Source organism: Microbacterium sp. ARD32 (assembly GCF_031844385.1).
In the GTDB taxonomy this organism is placed as follows: domain Bacteria; phylum Actinomycetota; class Actinomycetes; order Actinomycetales; family Microbacteriaceae; genus Microbacterium.
Genome location: NZ_JAUZVD010000002.1, coordinates 407318 through 422978 on the forward strand (window position 1 = coordinate 407318; position 15661 = coordinate 422978).

General features: G+C 69.1%; 11 protein-coding genes. 6 read left to right on the plus strand and 5 right to left on the minus strand.

The window, feature by feature from the left end; translation table 11 throughout:
* The first annotated feature begins 62 nt into the window (after positions 1 to 62).
* Entirely contained in the window at positions 63 to 2489 is a 2427-nt protein-coding gene (locus tag Q9R19_RS10170; RefSeq protein WP_311256268.1) for a glycosyl hydrolase 2 galactose-binding domain-containing protein, read from the plus strand.
* 163 nt (positions 2490 to 2652) lie between these two features.
* Here the strand turns inward: Q9R19_RS10170 and Q9R19_RS10175 are convergent, their stop codons facing one another.
* The 3 genes from Q9R19_RS10175 to Q9R19_RS10185 are packed head-to-tail and all read right to left on the minus strand — an operon-like array spanning position 2653 to position 5488.
* The gene (locus Q9R19_RS10175; protein ID WP_311256269.1) at positions 2653 to 3591 is read right to left on the minus strand and encodes an aryldialkylphosphatase; all 939 of its coding nucleotides are present in this window, start codon (positions 3589 to 3591) and stop codon (positions 2653 to 2655) included.
* The gene (locus Q9R19_RS10180) at positions 3588 to 4547 is read right to left on the minus strand and encodes an NAD(P)-dependent oxidoreductase (protein ID WP_311256270.1); all 960 of its coding nucleotides are present in this window, start codon (positions 4545 to 4547) and stop codon (positions 3588 to 3590) included. Before Q9R19_RS10180 ends, Q9R19_RS10175 begins: the two co-directional genes overlap by 4 nt.
* Positions 4544 to 5488: an SIS domain-containing protein gene (locus Q9R19_RS10185; protein WP_311256271.1), complete on the minus strand. Its 945-nt coding sequence runs from the start codon at positions 5486 to 5488 to the stop codon at positions 4544 to 4546. Before Q9R19_RS10185 ends, Q9R19_RS10180 begins: the two co-directional genes overlap by 4 nt.
* A gap of 65 nt (positions 5489 to 5553) precedes the next feature.
* Between Q9R19_RS10185 and Q9R19_RS10190 the strand changes: the two genes are divergently transcribed.
* Complete coding sequence (locus Q9R19_RS10190) at positions 5554 to 6309, plus strand: SDR family oxidoreductase (protein WP_311256272.1); 756 nt, start codon at positions 5554 to 5556, stop codon at positions 6307 to 6309.
* On the opposite strand, the gene Q9R19_RS10195 is transcribed toward Q9R19_RS10190, so the two are convergent.
* A complete protein-coding gene (locus tag Q9R19_RS10195) occupies positions 6294 to 8807 on the minus strand; it encodes a family 78 glycoside hydrolase catalytic domain (protein ID WP_311256273.1) in 2514 nt (837 codons plus the stop codon). The genes Q9R19_RS10190 and Q9R19_RS10195 overlap by 16 nt on opposite strands.
* Positions 8804 to 10120 (minus strand): DUF3863 domain-containing protein, encoded by a 1317-nt coding sequence (locus Q9R19_RS10200; protein ID WP_311256274.1) that lies wholly within the window; start codon positions 10118 to 10120, stop codon positions 8804 to 8806. Before Q9R19_RS10200 ends, Q9R19_RS10195 begins: the two co-directional genes overlap by 4 nt.
* Before the next feature lie 181 nt (positions 10121 to 10301).
* Here Q9R19_RS10200 and Q9R19_RS10205 point away from each other — a divergent pair, with 181 nt between their 5' ends.
* The 4 genes from Q9R19_RS10205 to Q9R19_RS10220 all read left to right on the plus strand — a co-directional run bounded on the left by Q9R19_RS10205 (position 10302) and on the right by Q9R19_RS10220 (position 15659).
* Positions 10302 to 11564 (plus strand): ABC transporter substrate-binding protein, encoded by a 1263-nt coding sequence (locus Q9R19_RS10205; protein WP_311256275.1) that lies wholly within the window; start codon positions 10302 to 10304, stop codon positions 11562 to 11564.
* A 75-nt stretch (positions 11565 to 11639) separates the two neighbouring features.
* Positions 11640 to 13688 (plus strand): DUF6259 domain-containing protein, encoded by a 2049-nt coding sequence (locus Q9R19_RS10210; protein ID WP_311256276.1) that lies wholly within the window; start codon positions 11640 to 11642, stop codon positions 13686 to 13688.
* Positions 13689 to 13860: 172 nt separating this feature from the next.
* Complete coding sequence (locus Q9R19_RS10215; RefSeq protein ID WP_311256277.1) at positions 13861 to 14826, plus strand: sugar ABC transporter permease; 966 nt, start codon at positions 13861 to 13863, stop codon at positions 14824 to 14826.
* Positions 14823 to 15659, plus strand: coding sequence for a carbohydrate ABC transporter permease (locus Q9R19_RS10220; RefSeq protein WP_311256278.1), 837 nt, complete (start codon positions 14823 to 14825; stop codon positions 15657 to 15659). The genes Q9R19_RS10215 and Q9R19_RS10220 overlap by 4 nt, the downstream gene beginning before the upstream one ends.
* Positions 15660 to 15661 lie beyond the last annotated feature (2 nt).

A 15661-nucleotide genomic window follows, 5' to 3' on the forward strand; every position in this document is an offset into this window, starting at 1 on the left:
AAATCTCCGCGGCAATTCGGGTGAAACGGCGCTGAACAGGTAGTTGTGCTACTTCTAGGGTTATGACTTTCCGTGAGTTGCATGACGGCTGGACGCTGCGCCTCGACGGTGGCGACATTCCCTCCGAGTTCGAAGGGATCGCCGCCCTGACGGTTCCCGCGACCGTCCCCGGGGTGGTGCACACCGACCTGCTCGGCGCCGGTCTGATCCCAGACCCGTACGTCGATGACAACGAGTCGCTGCTCGCGTGGATCGGACGCTGCGACTGGACGTACGAGCTCACGTTCGACGCGCCGCAAGAACGGGGCGATCGCCACGACCTGGTCGCCGAAGGACTCGACACCGTGGCGCGCATCGTACTCAACGGCGTCGAGGTGGCGACCACCCGAAACCAGCACCGCACCTACCGGTGGCGCGTCGACGCCCTGCTGCGCCCCGAGGGCAATCGGCTCGAAGTGACGTTCCGGTCGCCGATCGCCTACGCCGAGGAGCGCGAAGCCGTACTCGGGAAGCGACCGCACGGCTACGTGCACCCGTACAACACGATCCGCAAGACGGCATGCAACTTCGGCTGGGACTGGGGCCCGGCTCTCGTCACGAGCGGCATCTGGCGCCGTATCGGCATCGAGAGCTGGAGCGGGGTGCGCATCGCGTCGGTGCGTCCCGTGGTCGGTGTCGACGGCGATGCCCGCCAGGTCGACGTGCACGTCGACCTGGACTGGAGCGACGACGCCGTCGACATCGAGGTGGTCGCCCAGGTGGCCGGCGAACGCGCCGCGGTCGCGGCATCCAACGGCACTTCTTCTGTCATTCTGCCGATCACCGCAGCCGCCGCCGAACTCTGGTGGCCGCGCGGGCACGGAACGCAGCCGCTGTACGAGCTGACGGTGCGTGCGGGCGACGCAGACTGGTCGCGGCGCATCGGCTTCCGCACGGCCGAGATCGAGGTGGCGGCGGATGCCGACGGCAGCCCGTTCACGGTGATCGTCAACGGCGCACCGATCTACATCCGCGGGGCGAACTGGATCCCCGAAGACACCCTCTATCCGCGCATCAGCCGCGAGCGGCTGGCCGAACGCTTCACTGACGCGGAGGAGTCGGGCATGAATCTGCTGCGCGTGTGGGGCGGCGGCATCTACGAGTCCGAGGACTTCTACGAGCTCGCCGACGAACGCGGCCTGCTGGTCTGGCAGGACTTCCTCCTCGCGTGCGCCGCGTACAGCGAGGACGCCGAGATGTGGGACGAGTTCGAAGCCGAGGCCCGTGACAACGTGGCGCGGCTGTCGAGCCATCCGAGCCTGGTGGTGTGGAACGGCGGCAACGAGAACATCTGGGGATGGGTGGACTGGAACTGGCGTCCCCGGCTCGACGGCGCAACGTGGGGTGAGGGCTATTACCTCGAGCTCTTTCCGCGTGTCGTGGACGAGCTTGCTCCGACGACCCCGTACTCCGCCGGCAGCCCCTACGGCTTCAGTCGTTTCGTGCACCCGAACGATCCGAAACACGGCACCGTGCACATCTGGGACGTGTGGAACCAGGTCGACTACGACGTGTACCGCGACTACCGGCCGCGCTTCGTGTCGGAGTTCGGCTTCCAGGGGCCGCCGGCCTGGACGACCCTCTTCTCGGTGGTGCACGACGAGCCGGCCGACCCGTACGGCCCCCTCATGCTCGTGCACCAGAAGGCGAACGACGGCAATGGCAAGCTCGAGCGCGGTCTGGGCGCGCACATCGCCGCTCCGCAGTCGATCGACGACTGGCATTGGGCCACGCAGCTGAACCAGGCCCGTGCGGTACGGTCCGGCATCGAACACTTCCGCTCGCTGCACCCGCTCAACCAGGGTGCGATCGTGTGGCAGCTCAACGACTGCTGGCCCGTGATCTCGTGGGCGGCGGTCGACGGACACGGCATCCGCAAGCCGCTGTGGCATGCGCTTCGAGCCGGCTATGCTGACCGCCTGGCTACCATCCAGCCGCGCGACGGCGGTCTGGCATTGGTGCTGCACAACGACTCCGACTCCATGTGGGAGGCATCGGTCTCTGTTCGCGTGGCCGCGTTCGCCGGAGACGTCAGATCGTCTTCGGACGACGGCGTCCGCGTTGCCGCGCGCTCGGCGATTTCGCTGCCGCTCGACGTACCGACGGACGATCCCACCGGAGAACTCGTGGTGGCGGAGCTGTCGACGGGTGAGCGGGCGCTGTGGTACTTCGACGAGGACCCCCGGCTGCGCCTGGATCCCGGTGCTGCGACCGCGACCGCTCGAGCCGTCGACGGCGGCTACGCGGTGCGCGTTCGCGCTGCGTCTCTGGCGAAGGACGTCACCTTGCTCGTGGATCGGGCACACTCCCAGGCGCGCGTCGACCGTGGCCTCGTGACTCTGTTGGCCGGCGAGGAGATCGAGTTCCGGGTCGCCGCGCCGGCAGGACTGGATCTGGAGGCGCTCATCGGGCCCCTCGTGCTGCGGTCGGCCAACGATCTGGTGCCGTAGGCCGAGACAGCACCAGGCGGAGCAGTCGCTCCGCCTGGTGCGCATCGGATGGGATCCCGCTCCAGGACGTCCTCACGCGGGGTCAGCGGCTGATGGAACCCGCCGCACTGTGGGTGGATGGCCCTCGTGCGTCGCGATGCGATGGACGACGCGGATCAGTGCGTCATCGCCGCCAGGTGAGCCACATCGCGGGGTTCCGCCGCAGCACCGCGTCCGTCAGATCTGCGCCCGCCTTCACCATCAGGCGAGGGACGAAACGCTCGCCGAGGTAGCGCAGACCGGGCAGCCCGCCATACGCGCGGTAGCGGGTGCGGCGGGCGACGTCGCCGCCGAGGAGGATGCGTGAGGCGCCCCCTGCCTCTGCGGTCGCGACGAGGCAGTCCAGCAGCACCGAGTCGGGCCAGTCCTTGGCGCGAGCCGCCCCGTCGTAGCCCAGGTAGGCCCCGGCAGCGGCGAGCTCGGCGTGGAGGCCCGGGTCTGGATTGCGGTCCATGTGCGCGAGAGCGACCTGGTCCGCGGCCACGCCGACGCCGTCGAACGCCTCCAGGGCCTCGAACGCGGCGGTGCCGTGTTCCAGATGCACCATGACCGGTGCACCTGTCGCGCGATGCGCCGCCCCGATCGCCTCGATCGTGCGCCCAGCCGCGGCATCGATGCGCCAGTAGCCGAGGCCCGCCTTGAGCACGCCGGCACGGGCCGTCATGGCCTCCGGCGCTGCCTCGTCGGGCTCGACGGCGCCGGCGGTGAGGTCGCGCACGAACGCCTCCGCCAGCTCCTCAGGCCGGGCCTGCAGAAGCGGATGGTTCGAGCGATAGTGCTCACGTCGGTGTACACCCGTGGTCATCACGACCCGGAGGCCGGTCGATGCCGAGATGCGGCGAATCGCCGCCGGGCGCCGGCCGAGTCCGAGGGGCGTGGCATCCACCATCGTCTCGAAGCCCGAGGCGCGCAGCTGCGCAGCCTCGTCGGCGCTCGCGGCTTCGTCGTCGAGATCGTCGCCCGGCAGCAGCGGTGAGACCTGGAACAGGTGCTCGTGGTAGTTCACCCGGCCGAGATCTACCGGATCGACGTCGCCCGTGACGGTGCGGACGAACCCGGTCATGCCATCGGCACGGGGTTGGCGGGCGACCGTCCGGCCAGCACGGCGAGGAGGTTGTCCGTCGCCATGCCTCCCATGCCGTCGACGCCTTCACGCGTCTGGGCGGCCAGGTGCGGCGTGACGATCATGCGGTCGGCGAGATCGTCGGCCAGCAGCGGCGACGCACCGTCACCGTGGTTCTCGGTCGCGAGGGTGTCGGCGGCGTAGGCGGCGACACGTCCGCTTCGCAACGCAGCGGCGACGGCGGCTTCGTCCACGAGATCCGCGCGTGCGGTGTTCACGATGATGACCGGGCGATCGGATGCCGCCAACCAACGTTCGTCGACAACCGTCTGCCCGCCAGGCGCATGGAGGGTGACGATGTCACACTCGGTCGCGAACGCCCCGGCGTCGGAGCGTTCGATGCGTGCGAACAGCGGGTCGTCGGCGGCGACCCAGGGGTCGGCGCCCAGCACGCGCGGCGCGAAGCCGTCGAGCCGCTCGATCACCGAGCGCCCGATCCGACCGAGGCCGATGACGCCGACGGTGAGGGCGGACAGCTCTCGGGCGTACCAGGCCGACCAGTCGCCGCGCCGGGCGCGGCGGTCCGCCGCCGGGATGCCGCGGAGCGCCGCGAGCAACAGGGCGACGGTGTGCTCGGCGACGGCCGAGGTGTTGGCGCCGGGGGTGTTGGTCACCACGATGCCGCGCCGTGCGGCGGCGCCGACGTCGACCTTGTCGTAGCCGACGCCGTAGCGTGCGACGACGCGCAGATGCGGGGCGAGCGAGAGGTGGCGTTCGGTCACCGGACCCGTGCCGGCGATCCACCCGACGGCGTCGCCGAGCACCGGGGCGAGTTCGTCGAGCTCGTGTGCCGCGCCGGCGCGCACGACGTGGAACCCCGCATCCGAGATGCGGCGTTCGAGATCGAGCCCGCCCGAGCCGAACGAGCGCGAGGTGACGAGGACCGTGCCCCTCACGACGCAGCTGCCTCGGGAGTGCCGGCGGACTCCGCCCCGTCGACGGCGACCGCCACGCCCTGGCGCATGCTCGCCAGCTCGCTCTTCATCCGTCGCACGGCCGCGGTGTGCTCGGGAGTCCGGCGGAGTGCGACGCCGGTGGCGAGCACGTCCACCACGACCAGGCCCGCCAGCCGGCTGGTCGACGGCGTGTACACGTCGGTGTCTTCGAACGTGCGCGCCACCAGAGCGATGTCGGCGAGGTCAGACAGGGGGCTCGTGCGGCCGGTGAGCGAGATCACCGTCGCGCCGGCCTTCCTCGCCGCCTCGGCGACGATGAGCGTCTGCTCGGTGTGCCCGGTGTTCGAGATCGCCACGGTGACGCTGCGCGGCCCGCTCATGGTCGCGGCGATGAACTGCTGGTGGAAGTCCTCGGGCGCCTGGCACGGCACTCCGAACAGCGGGAACTTCTGCTGCGCGTCCTGGGCGATGATCCCGCTCGCCCCGAATCCCACGAAGAGGATGTCGCTCGCGCCGAGGAGGGACGTGATCGCGTGCTCGACGGCGTCGGCGTCCAGGGTGCGGCGCGCGCGGTCGAGGCTCGAGATGGTGTGGTCGAAGATCTTCTCGGCGAGGTCGGCGCTCGAGTCCTCGGCGCTGATCGAGGAGTGCGTCACCGGCAGCCCGAGAGCGAGGGTCTGCGCGAGCTGGATCTTGAAGTCCTGGAAGCCCTCGCAGCCGACTGACGCGCAGAAGCGCATGACGGTGGGCTCGCTGACCTCGGCGGCTTCGGCCAGCCCCGCCATGGTGAAATGCACGGCGCCGACGGGATTGTCGAGCACGATCGCCGCGACGCGCTGCTCGGATCGACGCAGGTGCGGCAGCTGCCGCGTGATGCGCTCCAGCAGCGTGTCGGTCGAGTCCTCGGCACCGGTTTCGGCCTGCTCCACCTCGAGCGTCATGGTCGACTCCCCTCCATGTAGTATCGCTACATACCATAGCGCACGCCCCGCGGAAGGATCCCTCGATGTACCGAGAACTGCTCGATCTGACCGGCAGGATCGCCGTCGTGACCGGGGGATCGCGAGGCATCGGACTCGCTGTCGTCACCGCCCTCGAGGAGTTCGGCGCCCACGTCGTGATCGCCGATCTGCTCGACGATGCGGGCACGGCGGCGGCGGCATCCTTCCCCGGACGCGTCGAATACTCCCACCTCGACGTCACCGACGCGGCCTCGGTCGAGCAGACGTTCGCCGGCATCGCCGAGCGCCACGGCGCCGTCGACATCCTGGTGACGTCGGCGGGGATCGCCAACCACCAGCCGTCGCTCGAGCTCGAGCGCGAGACGTGGGACCGCGTGCTCGCGGTCAACGCGACCGGCACATTCTGGTGCGCCCGCGAGGCCGCGCGGCACATGGGGCCGCGCGGCGGCTCGATCGTCGCGATCGGCTCGATGTCGGGCGAGCTCGCGAACGCGCCGCAGCGCCAGGCGGCGTACAACGCGTCGAAAGGCGCCGTGCACCTGGCCGTGAAGTCGCTGGCGATCGAGTTCGCCGAGCAGAACATCCGCGTCAACGCCGTCGCCCCCGGCTACGTGGGCACCGAGCTCACCAAGGACGGCGTGCCCTCGGACTGGTGGGACGACTGGGTGCGCCGCACGCCGATGGCGCGCCTGGGCCGCCCCGAAGAGATCGCGTCGCTCGTCGCGTTCCTCGTCTCGGACGCCGCGTCGTACATGACCGGCTCGATCGTGCTGGTCGACGGCGGCTACTCGGCCTGGTGAGCCGCTGACCGCAGCTCGTGCGGGCCTGAGCCGAGCGTGACTCGCCTGCCGGGCAGCTCGACGTCGGCGGTCACCCCGACCGGCACACGGCAGGTGAGCACGATCTCGTCCTCGTCGAGGTGCCAGGTCGTCGCCAGTTCTCCGTACGGAGTGACGACGGATGCCGCGGCCCGCTCGATCCCGTGCCCGACGACGCGTGGCGCGATGCGCGCCCGCCGCCAGCCGGGCTCGACGGGTTCGAGGCCCGCCAGGTGCGAGAAGAGCCAGTCGTCGATCGTCCCGAGGAAGTAGTGCCCGCGCGAGCGCGACTCGGGCTTCCAGTGCTCCCACAGCGACGTCGCGCCCTGCTCGACCCAGTAGCCCCAGCTCGGGAACGTCGTCTGCAGCGCCACAGCCGCGGCGCGGTCGGCATGGCCCCACTCGGTGAGCACGGGCAGCAGATACTTCGTCGCCAGCGCGCCGGTGCTGAGGTGATCGCCCCGCTCCGCAACGTCTCGGGCCAGGCGGTCCGCAGCCCGCTGACGCGCCGCCGCCGGCAGCAGGTCGAACGCGAGCGCCAGCACGGCGTGCGCCTGGCGGTAGCCCTCATCGCCCTCGCCGCACACCTCGGCCGACGCCTCGTGCCAGAACCGCTCGAGGAACGCCGCGCGGCAGCGGGAGGCGGCATCCGTCCACTCCGTCGCCGGCTCGCCCAGGACGCGCGCCACGGCGGCGGCCGTGTCGCACATCGCGATGACGTACGCGGTCGCTGCGATGCGGCGGTCTTCCGGCGCGTTCCCGCCGCCGGGATCCGTCTCGGGGCTCACCCAGTCGCCCAGCGTCGTGTCGGCGATGCCGTCGACCGTGCGGGCGAGCTCGAAGCGCAGGTACGACTGCGCGTCCGGCCAGACGTCGCGCAGCACGCGCTCGTCGCCGCGCTGGAGGTACAGTTCCCACGGCACCAGCAGCAGCGCGGAGTGCCACGTCGGTGCCGGCGACCAGTCCATCGTCCAGCCGCCGTGCGGCGCGATCACCTGCGGTGCGCCCTCGCCGTGGCGCGAGGCCGCGATGTCGTCGGACCACTTGGCGAGAAGCTCATGCGCATCGAGGTTCTGCAGCATGAGCCTCGCGCCCAGCATCCCGTCGCCGGTCCAGCCGTTCTTCTCGTACTTGGGGGTGTCGGTCGGGATGCCGTGCAGGTTGTTGAGCACGGTGCGCACCGTGAGCTCGTGCACCGTGTCGAGCAGGCGCGACGACGACGAGAACGCGCCGATGCGAGGTGCGCGGGTGTGGACGACGTGCGCACGGATGCCGGGCAGCCGCGCCGCGCGCACCTCGACGTGCTGGAACCCGTGCCACGTGAACCGGGGATGCCACGTCACCGGGCCGCCCGCGAGCGTCAGGGTGTCGGTCTGGAAGCGGCCGTCGAAGTACCCCTTCTCGTCGACGCAGTTCGGCGTGCCGTCATCGCGGAGGGCCTCGCCGAAGCGCAGCTCGATGACGTCCCCGGCTTCACCGTCCGCGTCGATCTCGACCCAGCCGGCGATGACGCGCTCGAACGAGACCACCCAGCGACCGGCGTCGAGCTCGGTCACGGCAATCGGCTCCAGCACCGCGGCGATCTCGATCGGCGGTTGCCGCTGTGCCACGGCGGTGCCACGCGGGCCCGCCACGACGGAGGCCGCCTGCCAGGCTTCGTCGTCGAATCGGGGCCGGCTCCATCCGGGCCGCGCACGACGCGCGTCGTAGTCCTCGCCGGCGTAGAGGTCGTCGAACGTCGTGGGGCCGTCGGCCACCCGCCAGTCGGCGCCGCTGACGAGCGTACGCACGCCCTCGGCGCTGCGGATCAGGAGCAACAGGCGCGCGCAGGGGTAGGCATGCCAGGGCGCCGTCTCCCAGTTCCACGTGTTGCGGCCGCAAATGCCGAAGAACCCGCGGCCGAGCTCGAGGCCCAGGGCGTGCGCGCCGGGCGTCAGCCGCTCGGTGACGTCGACGACGGTGTACTGCGCGGTGACGTCGTAGTCGGTGAAGCCGGGCGCGAGCACCCCGGGGCCGAGCGGCGCGCCATCCAGCTCTGCGTGGGCGTAGCCGCCCGCGCCGACCACGAGGTACGCCTCGGCGACCGGCTCCTCGATGGCGAACGTCGTGCGCAGCAGCGGTGCGGCGGCGGTCGGGCCGGGCGTGCCGATCCAGGTGGCGCCGTGCCAGTCGCCGTCGAGCACGCCGGTGACGAAGGTGCCCGTGCCGGTCGCCGCGCCCGCCGTCGTCTCGACCTCGACGCTCCAGCGGTAGCGGCGCAGCGACTCCAGAGGCGGGCCGGCGTATTCGATGTCGACGCAGCACTCGTCCGCGGCATCCATCGTCCACACCGCGCCCTCCGGGCCCGTGACGGTGAGGCGCCACGAGGTCTGGGCCGTGCCGGCGACGTCGCTCACGACGTTCCAGCCGAACCGGGGCGTCACGTCGACGCCGACCGGGTCAGCCTGATGCTCCACCGTGAGTGCCTCGAGCGCGATCATGCGAGGGCTCGCAGGCGGGCGAGCTCGGGCGCAGCACCGTACCGCTGCGCGAGCGCGACGTCGACATCCTGGTGGGTGGTGAGAAAGCGGCCGAAGGGGACGGGCTCGTCCTGCGGCCGGGTCCGCTTCTGATTGATCTCGCCGAAGAGGCTCCACCGCCGATCACCGAGTTCGACGGGCTCCCTCGCATCCGTCGTGTACGGGGTGAAGTCGAACACCTCGGCCCGCCCCTCCGTTTCGGCGACACCCAGGCGGAAGTCGGCGGTCATGAACCAGGTAACCGTCTCGCCCGCGCGCGAAGCCTGGATGCCGCTCCCCTCCTGCTGCAGCAGGTAGGCGAGGTCTTCGTTGTCGGCGTGGGTGCTGCGCCACTGCTCGCCGAACGCGCCGATGGTGGGCACCTCGAGGTCGGGCCACTCGGCTGCGAGCCACCGGAGCCATCCGGCCCAGGCGCCCAGCATCCCGGCGTCCGTCTCGAGTCCGCGCGCGACTTCGCTGATCTCATAGTTGACCGTCAGCCAGCCCAGACCGTTGCGCTCTACGTTGCGGTGGTCGAGGTGGGCCCGGCTCGTCGCCTCCAGCTCCCGCAGCGCGTCCGCCCGCGGGAGTCGATGCAGCGTCTCGATGGGACCGAGGCCGAGGCGTGAGTTGTAGTCCGACGACATGCCGGCGCTGCGTGCGGCGACGAGGTCGACCGTCCAGCCGTCGAGCTGCACGGCATCGACCCGATCGGTGCCGCGGCCCGGTACCAGGAAGTGCCGGCGCGACGGGTAGTACGGGTACGCGATCGACCCGTCGCCGTCCTGAAGGTCGATGTCGAACTGGCTCCAGATGTTGCCCTGGACCGTGCGGACGCCCCGCTCGCGCGCACGGGCGATGTTGTCGGCCGACAGGAATCCGGCGACCAGCGACCCCGGCTGCACGCCCATTTCGTCGGCGACCCGCTCCAGCGCGTCGGCGATGTCGGTGGCCACCTCGTCGCGAGTGCCATAGAGGTTGGCGAAGAAGCCTCCCGGCACGAAGGTGACGTCGTCGCCGGTCTCACGGACGATCTCGGCGAGCAGGCGCCTGATGTCGCGGTAGCGCGCCGACTCGTCGGTCAGGGCGCCCCACGAGAGCGCCCACGTGAGACGTGCGCCGGGGATCGCCTCGCGCACGGCGCGGGAGAATCGTTCCACCAGCTGCGCCGAGTGCAGCTCCGACTCGTCGTCCCACAGCGAGCGGGTGCGAGTGGCCTCGATCTGATGGCGGCGGACGACGGTGTTGAGCGTGAGGCGCCGGCCCAAGGTGGGAGGCTCGAATGAGGGAGTCACCCTGTCGAATGTACCGGTGCGGACGACAGAAAAAGTAGTCGCACTAGCGAGATTGGCCACAAAGTGGTCCCGAGGTCGACATGCGAGTGGCATTTCAAGGGATTCTGTGTAGTATCGCTACAGCATCACATTCCCGAGTCACGGCGCACCTCCGTGACCATCGACGGAGATAGGAGAGGCCATGAAGAAGTGGCTCAAGGGCACGGCAGCCGCCGGCGTCGCGATCGTCACGATCGGCGCGCTGTCGGCATGCGCGGGCGGCGCCGGTGACGGCACGACCGAGATCAGCTTCATGATGTGGGGCGACGGCGGTGACACGCAGAAGGCGTACGAAGACGTCATCGCCGCGTTCGAAGAAGAGAACCCCGACATCTCGGTGAACGCGGAGTTCTTCAACACGAACGACTACGACAACATCCTCAAGACCCGCCTGTCAGGCGGCGCCGGCCCGGACGTCTACGGCTTCGACCTGGGCAACATCGAGAGCTTCGTGGCCGACGGCTTCGCCGCGGACCTGTCGGACGGCGGCGAGAGCTACCTGAAGAAGCTCACGCCCGAGGCCGCTGAAGACAGCCAGCGCGAGGGCGGCACCTACAACCTGCCCATCTCGCTCTCCGGCAACGGCATCATCTACAACAAGGCGCTGTTCGAGAAGGCCGGCATCACCGAAGAGCCCACCACCTACAGCGAGCTCCTCGAGGATGCTCAGAAGCTGTCCGACTCGGGCACGATCCCATTCGCGATGAGCGCGCAGGACAACTGGTGGCCCCAGTTCATCGTCTACTACCCGCTCGCCGAGCACGGCGCGAACGAGGAGCTCGGCGCCGAGATGGCCGCCGGCGAGGCGACGTTCTCCGACAGCAAGCCGTGGAAGGAGTCGCTCGACATCGTCCGCGAGCTCACTCCGTTCTACATGCCCAATCCGGTCGGCACGAGCCAGACGGCTGCTCAGTCCGCCTTCCTCGCCGGGCAGTCGGCGATGTTCCCCGCGACGTGGATACTTTCGGACGCCCGTGACGCGGGTCTTGACGTCGGCTACATGAACTTCCCGACGACCGACGGACCCACGGACGCGATCTGGGGCACGTACCAGGTGCGTTTCGGCCTCAACCCGAACAACGGCGACGCGAAGCTCGCGGCATCGCAGAAGTTCCTGGACTTCTTCATGCAGGACGACGTCTACGCGGACTTCCTGGGCAAGGTGAAGCTCTTCCCGACCACGACCACCGTGCAGATCGGCGAGGATGTCGACCCGCTGTTCCCCGACATGCAGCAGTCGTGGGAGGGCAAGCAGTTCATCGCCGCGTTCTCGCCGACCGACCCGAGCATTCAGGACGCACTGCTCGTCGGCCTGCAGAACGTCATCAGCGGCCAGAAGACGACGGAGCAGGTCCTCGCCGACCTCGATCTCGCGCTCGACCAGTACATCGCCAACAACAAGTAGGACGACTCGCGCTCGCCCCGCCGGAGTTCGTCTCCGGCGGGGCGTGCGCGTTCCCGCACCGAAGAGGAACGCCGCATGCCCCGCTCGATCACCATTGCCGACGACCGGATCTCGATCACGTTCGACGCCGCGACGGGCGGCATCGTCGCCGTGTCGCAGGAGGGGGTCGGACAGTGGCTGCGATCCCCTGCGGGCGGGTCACTGTTCGTATTCGAGGTGCCTCGACACGGCGACCGCACGGTGGTCGTCGAGACGGCCGCCCAGACGCTGAGCGCGAGCACGGTATCGCCGGACGGGCGGACCGCCCAGCTGACGTGGGACGGGCTCACGACGTCCACGGGGGAGCGTCTCGGGGGTCGCATCGAGGTGCACGCCGTCGTCGACGACGGAGCGCTCGAGCTGACGCTGCGCTTCGCCATCCCGGATGCCGACGTCGAGGCGGTCCGCTTCCCCGCGGTCCGGGGGATCAGGCCGGCGCAGGGCGGGCTCGAGTATCGCGGCGTGGACTACTCCACCGGCACCCGGGTGCGGCTGCTGCCGGTGTTCGACAACAACTCCCCGTACTGGGGCACCACGTTCCCCGATCACGCGAGCGGCAACCTGCGGCCCGAGGTCATCGCGAATCCCACTTCGCCGTTCGTGGTCCTGGGCGGAGACGAGGCCGGCCTGACGGTGCTCCCGGCGGCACCCACCCTCGAGTTCATCGGGTGGCGCACCTCGCTCGAGCCGGGATACCGCGACAGCCTCTCCCGTACGACGGCGGAGGATGCCACCGTTACCTTCGAGGCCATCCACTTCCCGACGCCTTCCGCTCACGAGCGCGAACTGCCGGCGATGCGGGTGGCGCCGTACCGCGGCGAATGGACCGCGGGCACCGACGTGTACCGCGCGACACAGGGGCCCACGCGGCGCTCGCGTGCCGCGTGGCTCGACGAGCCCCGCTCGTGGCTGCAGGTGCAGCTCATGTCGACCGAGGGCGAGCCGAGATACGACTTCGACGCGCTCGTCGACATCATCGAGGAGTGCGCGGCGACCGGTATCGGTGTCATCCAGATCACGGGCTGGAACGAGGGCGGTCAGGACGGCCTCGTCCCCGTGCATCGCCCTGCCGATAAGCTCGGCGGGCTCTCGGGACTGCGCCGTGCGCTGGAGCGCGCCCGGGAGCTCGACGTCAAGACCGTGCTCTACGTCAAGTACGTGTGGGTCGAGAAGCCCGGGCCGTACTGGGCGGAGTTCGAGGCATCCGTCGCCCGTGATCCGAACGGTCAGCCGTACGCGCAGCCCGGGCCCGTGTACCACTCGTCACGAAAGCGGTACGGCATCAGCACGCCCTGGTACGTTCCGCTGTGCTTCGGCGTCGAAGCCGTGCGCCACCGCTTCGCGCGCGAGGTCGCCGAGCTGCAGTCATGGGGCGCGGACGGCGTGCTCGCCGACGAGTCGCTGTACCACGGGCGGTCGCTGATGTGCTTCGCCGAAGACCACGGCCATGCTCCGGGAGCGAGCTCGTTCCTGTGGGACGGACAGTTCGTCGAAGAACTCCGCGCGGCGATCGGCGAGGGGGCGGACGAGTTCGTCATCGCCGCCGAAGGTGCCTACGACGAGCAGTTCGAGCACTACGACGTGTCGTACTTCCGCAGCTTCTCTGCGAGCCACGTGCCACTGGGGAGGATGCTTCGCCCCGATGCCCGCATCGTCACCGCCCTCATCGGGTCCGACGATCGCAACATGGTGAACCAGAGCCTGCTGTACGGGTACGCCCTGAGCTTCGAGGCCTTCAACTTCAAGGGGCGCCCGCGCGACATGCCCGCGACTGTCGCCTACGGCACCGCGGTGGACGCGTTGCGCGCCGAGCTCGCGGAATGGCTCTGGAACGGGACGATCACCACGGGGACCGGCATCGATGCTCGGGTCGCGGAGGGCGTCGGCGACCTGCGCACCGCTGTCTGGCGGGATGCGGCGGGCGCGCCCTGCCTCGTCGTCGCGAACTACGCCGAGGACGCCTGCACGATCTCCGTCGCCGGGCTCGCGCAGGAGGTCGAGGTCCGTCGTCCTGACGGTGCAGCGGCGTCCGCCCACGCCTCCGGAATCTCGCTGCCCGGGCGGTCCGTCGCCGTGCTCAAGTAGCGAAACTAGCGCCTGACGTGGCTGGAAGGCAGCTACCTCCACTACATCGGCACTTGTAAGCAGCTCGATTCGTCCGAGCGGACCCAATCGTGTAGTATCGCTACACAACCCCCGGTCGAGGACGATAGGACGATGCCATGACGCGGTGGCCCGCAGACGAACGGAATCGAACATGAGCACACGCGTAGACGACGTTCGCGTACTCGCGGTCGACGATCCTGGAACCACGCGTTCGTTGAAGCGCTGGCTCTGGACCGACCGCAGTTCGGCCGGCAAGTTCTGGATCGCCGTCTCTCCGGCGCTGATCCTCTACCTCCTGTTCACGGTGTACCCCATGATCCAGGTCGCGGTCGCGAGCTTCACCGATGCGCGAGGTTTCAATCGGCCGTGGGAGCTCGTCGGCCTCGACAACTTCGTGCGCATCTTCTCGGGCGATCCGGTGCTGATGGAGGCCGTCGGGAACACCGCGATCTACGCCTTCTTCAAGATCGTGGTGCAGACGATCCTGGCGTTCCTCATCGCGGTGCTGCTTCACCGGCAGTTGATGCTCGGCAACATCTACCGCGCGATCTTCTTCGCGCCCATGGTGATCAGTCCCGTCGCGATCGTCTTCACATGGAGCTTCATGTACGACCCCACCTCGGGGACGTTCAACACGATCCTGCGCAACATCGGGCTGGGCGCCCTGGCACAGGACTGGCTCGGCAATTACGACCTCGCGTTGTACAGCGTCATCCTCGTCGACCTGTGGAGCGGTCTCGGCTTCAACATCGTGATCTTCCTTGCCGGCCTGAGCACGATCCCGTCCGAGATCCTCGAGGCCGCTCGTGTCGACGGCGCGCGGGGGTGGAAGACGCTGCGTTACATCACGCTGCCGCTCATGATCCCGTCGATCGGCCTGGTGCTGGTGCTGGCGATCAATGGGGCCCTGCGCGCGTTCGACACGGTGTATCTCATGACGAAGGGCGGGCCGGGCAACTCCACGCAGCTCTACATGACGCAGGTCTTCCAAGAGGGACTCGTCAACAACAACTTCGGCTATGCGTCGGCGATGGCGGTGCTCGTCCTGATCGTCCTGATCGTGATCGCCGCCCTGCAGAACAAGCTCAACAACAAGATCGCGGAGGATGACCGATGACCAACCGCAACGTGCTTCGGGTGGCGCGGCGGGTGCCGGTCAACCTGTTGCTGATCGTGCTCAGCATCCTGATGATCTATCCGATCGTGATCATCGTCATCACGGCGTTCAAGCCGAACCTCGAAGTGCTGACCAACCCGACGGGACTGCCGCAGCAGCCGACGTTCGACAATTTCATCACGTCATGGGTCGAGGCGGACTTCACTAACCTGTTCGCCAACTCGATCCTGTTGACCGTCGTGAGCATGACGATCGCGACGATCGTCGCCGCCCTCGCGTCGTACGCGATCGTCCGTGCGGCCACGCGCATCGGTTCCGGGGTGTACCTGCTCATCGCGGCGGGGATCTTCCTGCCCATGCAGCTCGCCCTGGTGCCGCAGTTCCGCGTCGTGCGCGACCTCGGGCTCATCAACAACTACGCAGGTGTGATCCTCATCTACATCGCCGGCGCGATCCCGTTCGGCGTCTTCCTGATGGCGGCCTTCATGCGCCAGGTCCCCAAAGAGATCGTCGAGGCGGCCACGATCGACGGTGCCGGCTACTTCCAGCTCTTCTGGAAGATCTTCCTGCCGCTGGCCCGTCCCGCGATCGCGACGTTCTGGGTGCTGCAGGGTGTCGGAGTCTGGAACGACTATCTCGTGCCGCAGCTGTTCCTCACCGACCCCGGAAAGCGGACGCTCACCACCGGCGTGCTGTACTTCAAGGCGCAGTACCTCGCGGACTGGGGCAACATCATGGCGGCCGTGCTCATCATGAGCCTGCCGATCCTGTTGATCTTCACCTTCGCGCAGCGCTACTTCGTCAGCGGTCTGTACGCGGGTGCGGTGAAGTAGCG

What these genes read in the sequence shown, in the direction of transcription:
- Q9R19_RS10170 (WP_311256268.1), top strand. Translation starts at nt 63, where the DNA reads ATGACTTTCCGTGAGTTGCATGACGGCTGGACGCTGCGCCTCGACGGT.
- Q9R19_RS10175 (WP_311256269.1), bottom strand. Translation starts at nt 3,591, where the DNA reads ATGACCGGGTTCGTCCGCACCGTCACGGGCGACGTCGATCCGGTAGAT.
- Q9R19_RS10185 (WP_311256271.1), bottom strand. Translation starts at nt 5,488, where the DNA reads ATGACGCTCGAGGTGGAGCAGGCCGAAACCGGTGCCGAGGACTCGACC.
- Q9R19_RS10190 (WP_311256272.1), top strand. Translation starts at nt 5,554, where the DNA reads ATGTACCGAGAACTGCTCGATCTGACCGGCAGGATCGCCGTCGTGACC.
- Q9R19_RS10195 (WP_311256273.1), bottom strand. Translation starts at nt 8,807, where the DNA reads ATGATCGCGCTCGAGGCACTCACGGTGGAGCATCAGGCTGACCCGGTC.
- Q9R19_RS10205 (WP_311256275.1), top strand. Translation starts at nt 10,302, where the DNA reads ATGAAGAAGTGGCTCAAGGGCACGGCAGCCGCCGGCGTCGCGATCGTC.
- Q9R19_RS10210 (WP_311256276.1), top strand. Translation starts at nt 11,640, where the DNA reads ATGCCCCGCTCGATCACCATTGCCGACGACCGGATCTCGATCACGTTC.
- Q9R19_RS10215 (WP_311256277.1), top strand. Translation starts at nt 13,861, where the DNA reads ATGAGCACACGCGTAGACGACGTTCGCGTACTCGCGGTCGACGATCCT.
- Q9R19_RS10220 (WP_311256278.1), top strand. Translation starts at nt 14,823, where the DNA reads ATGACCAACCGCAACGTGCTTCGGGTGGCGCGGCGGGTGCCGGTCAAC.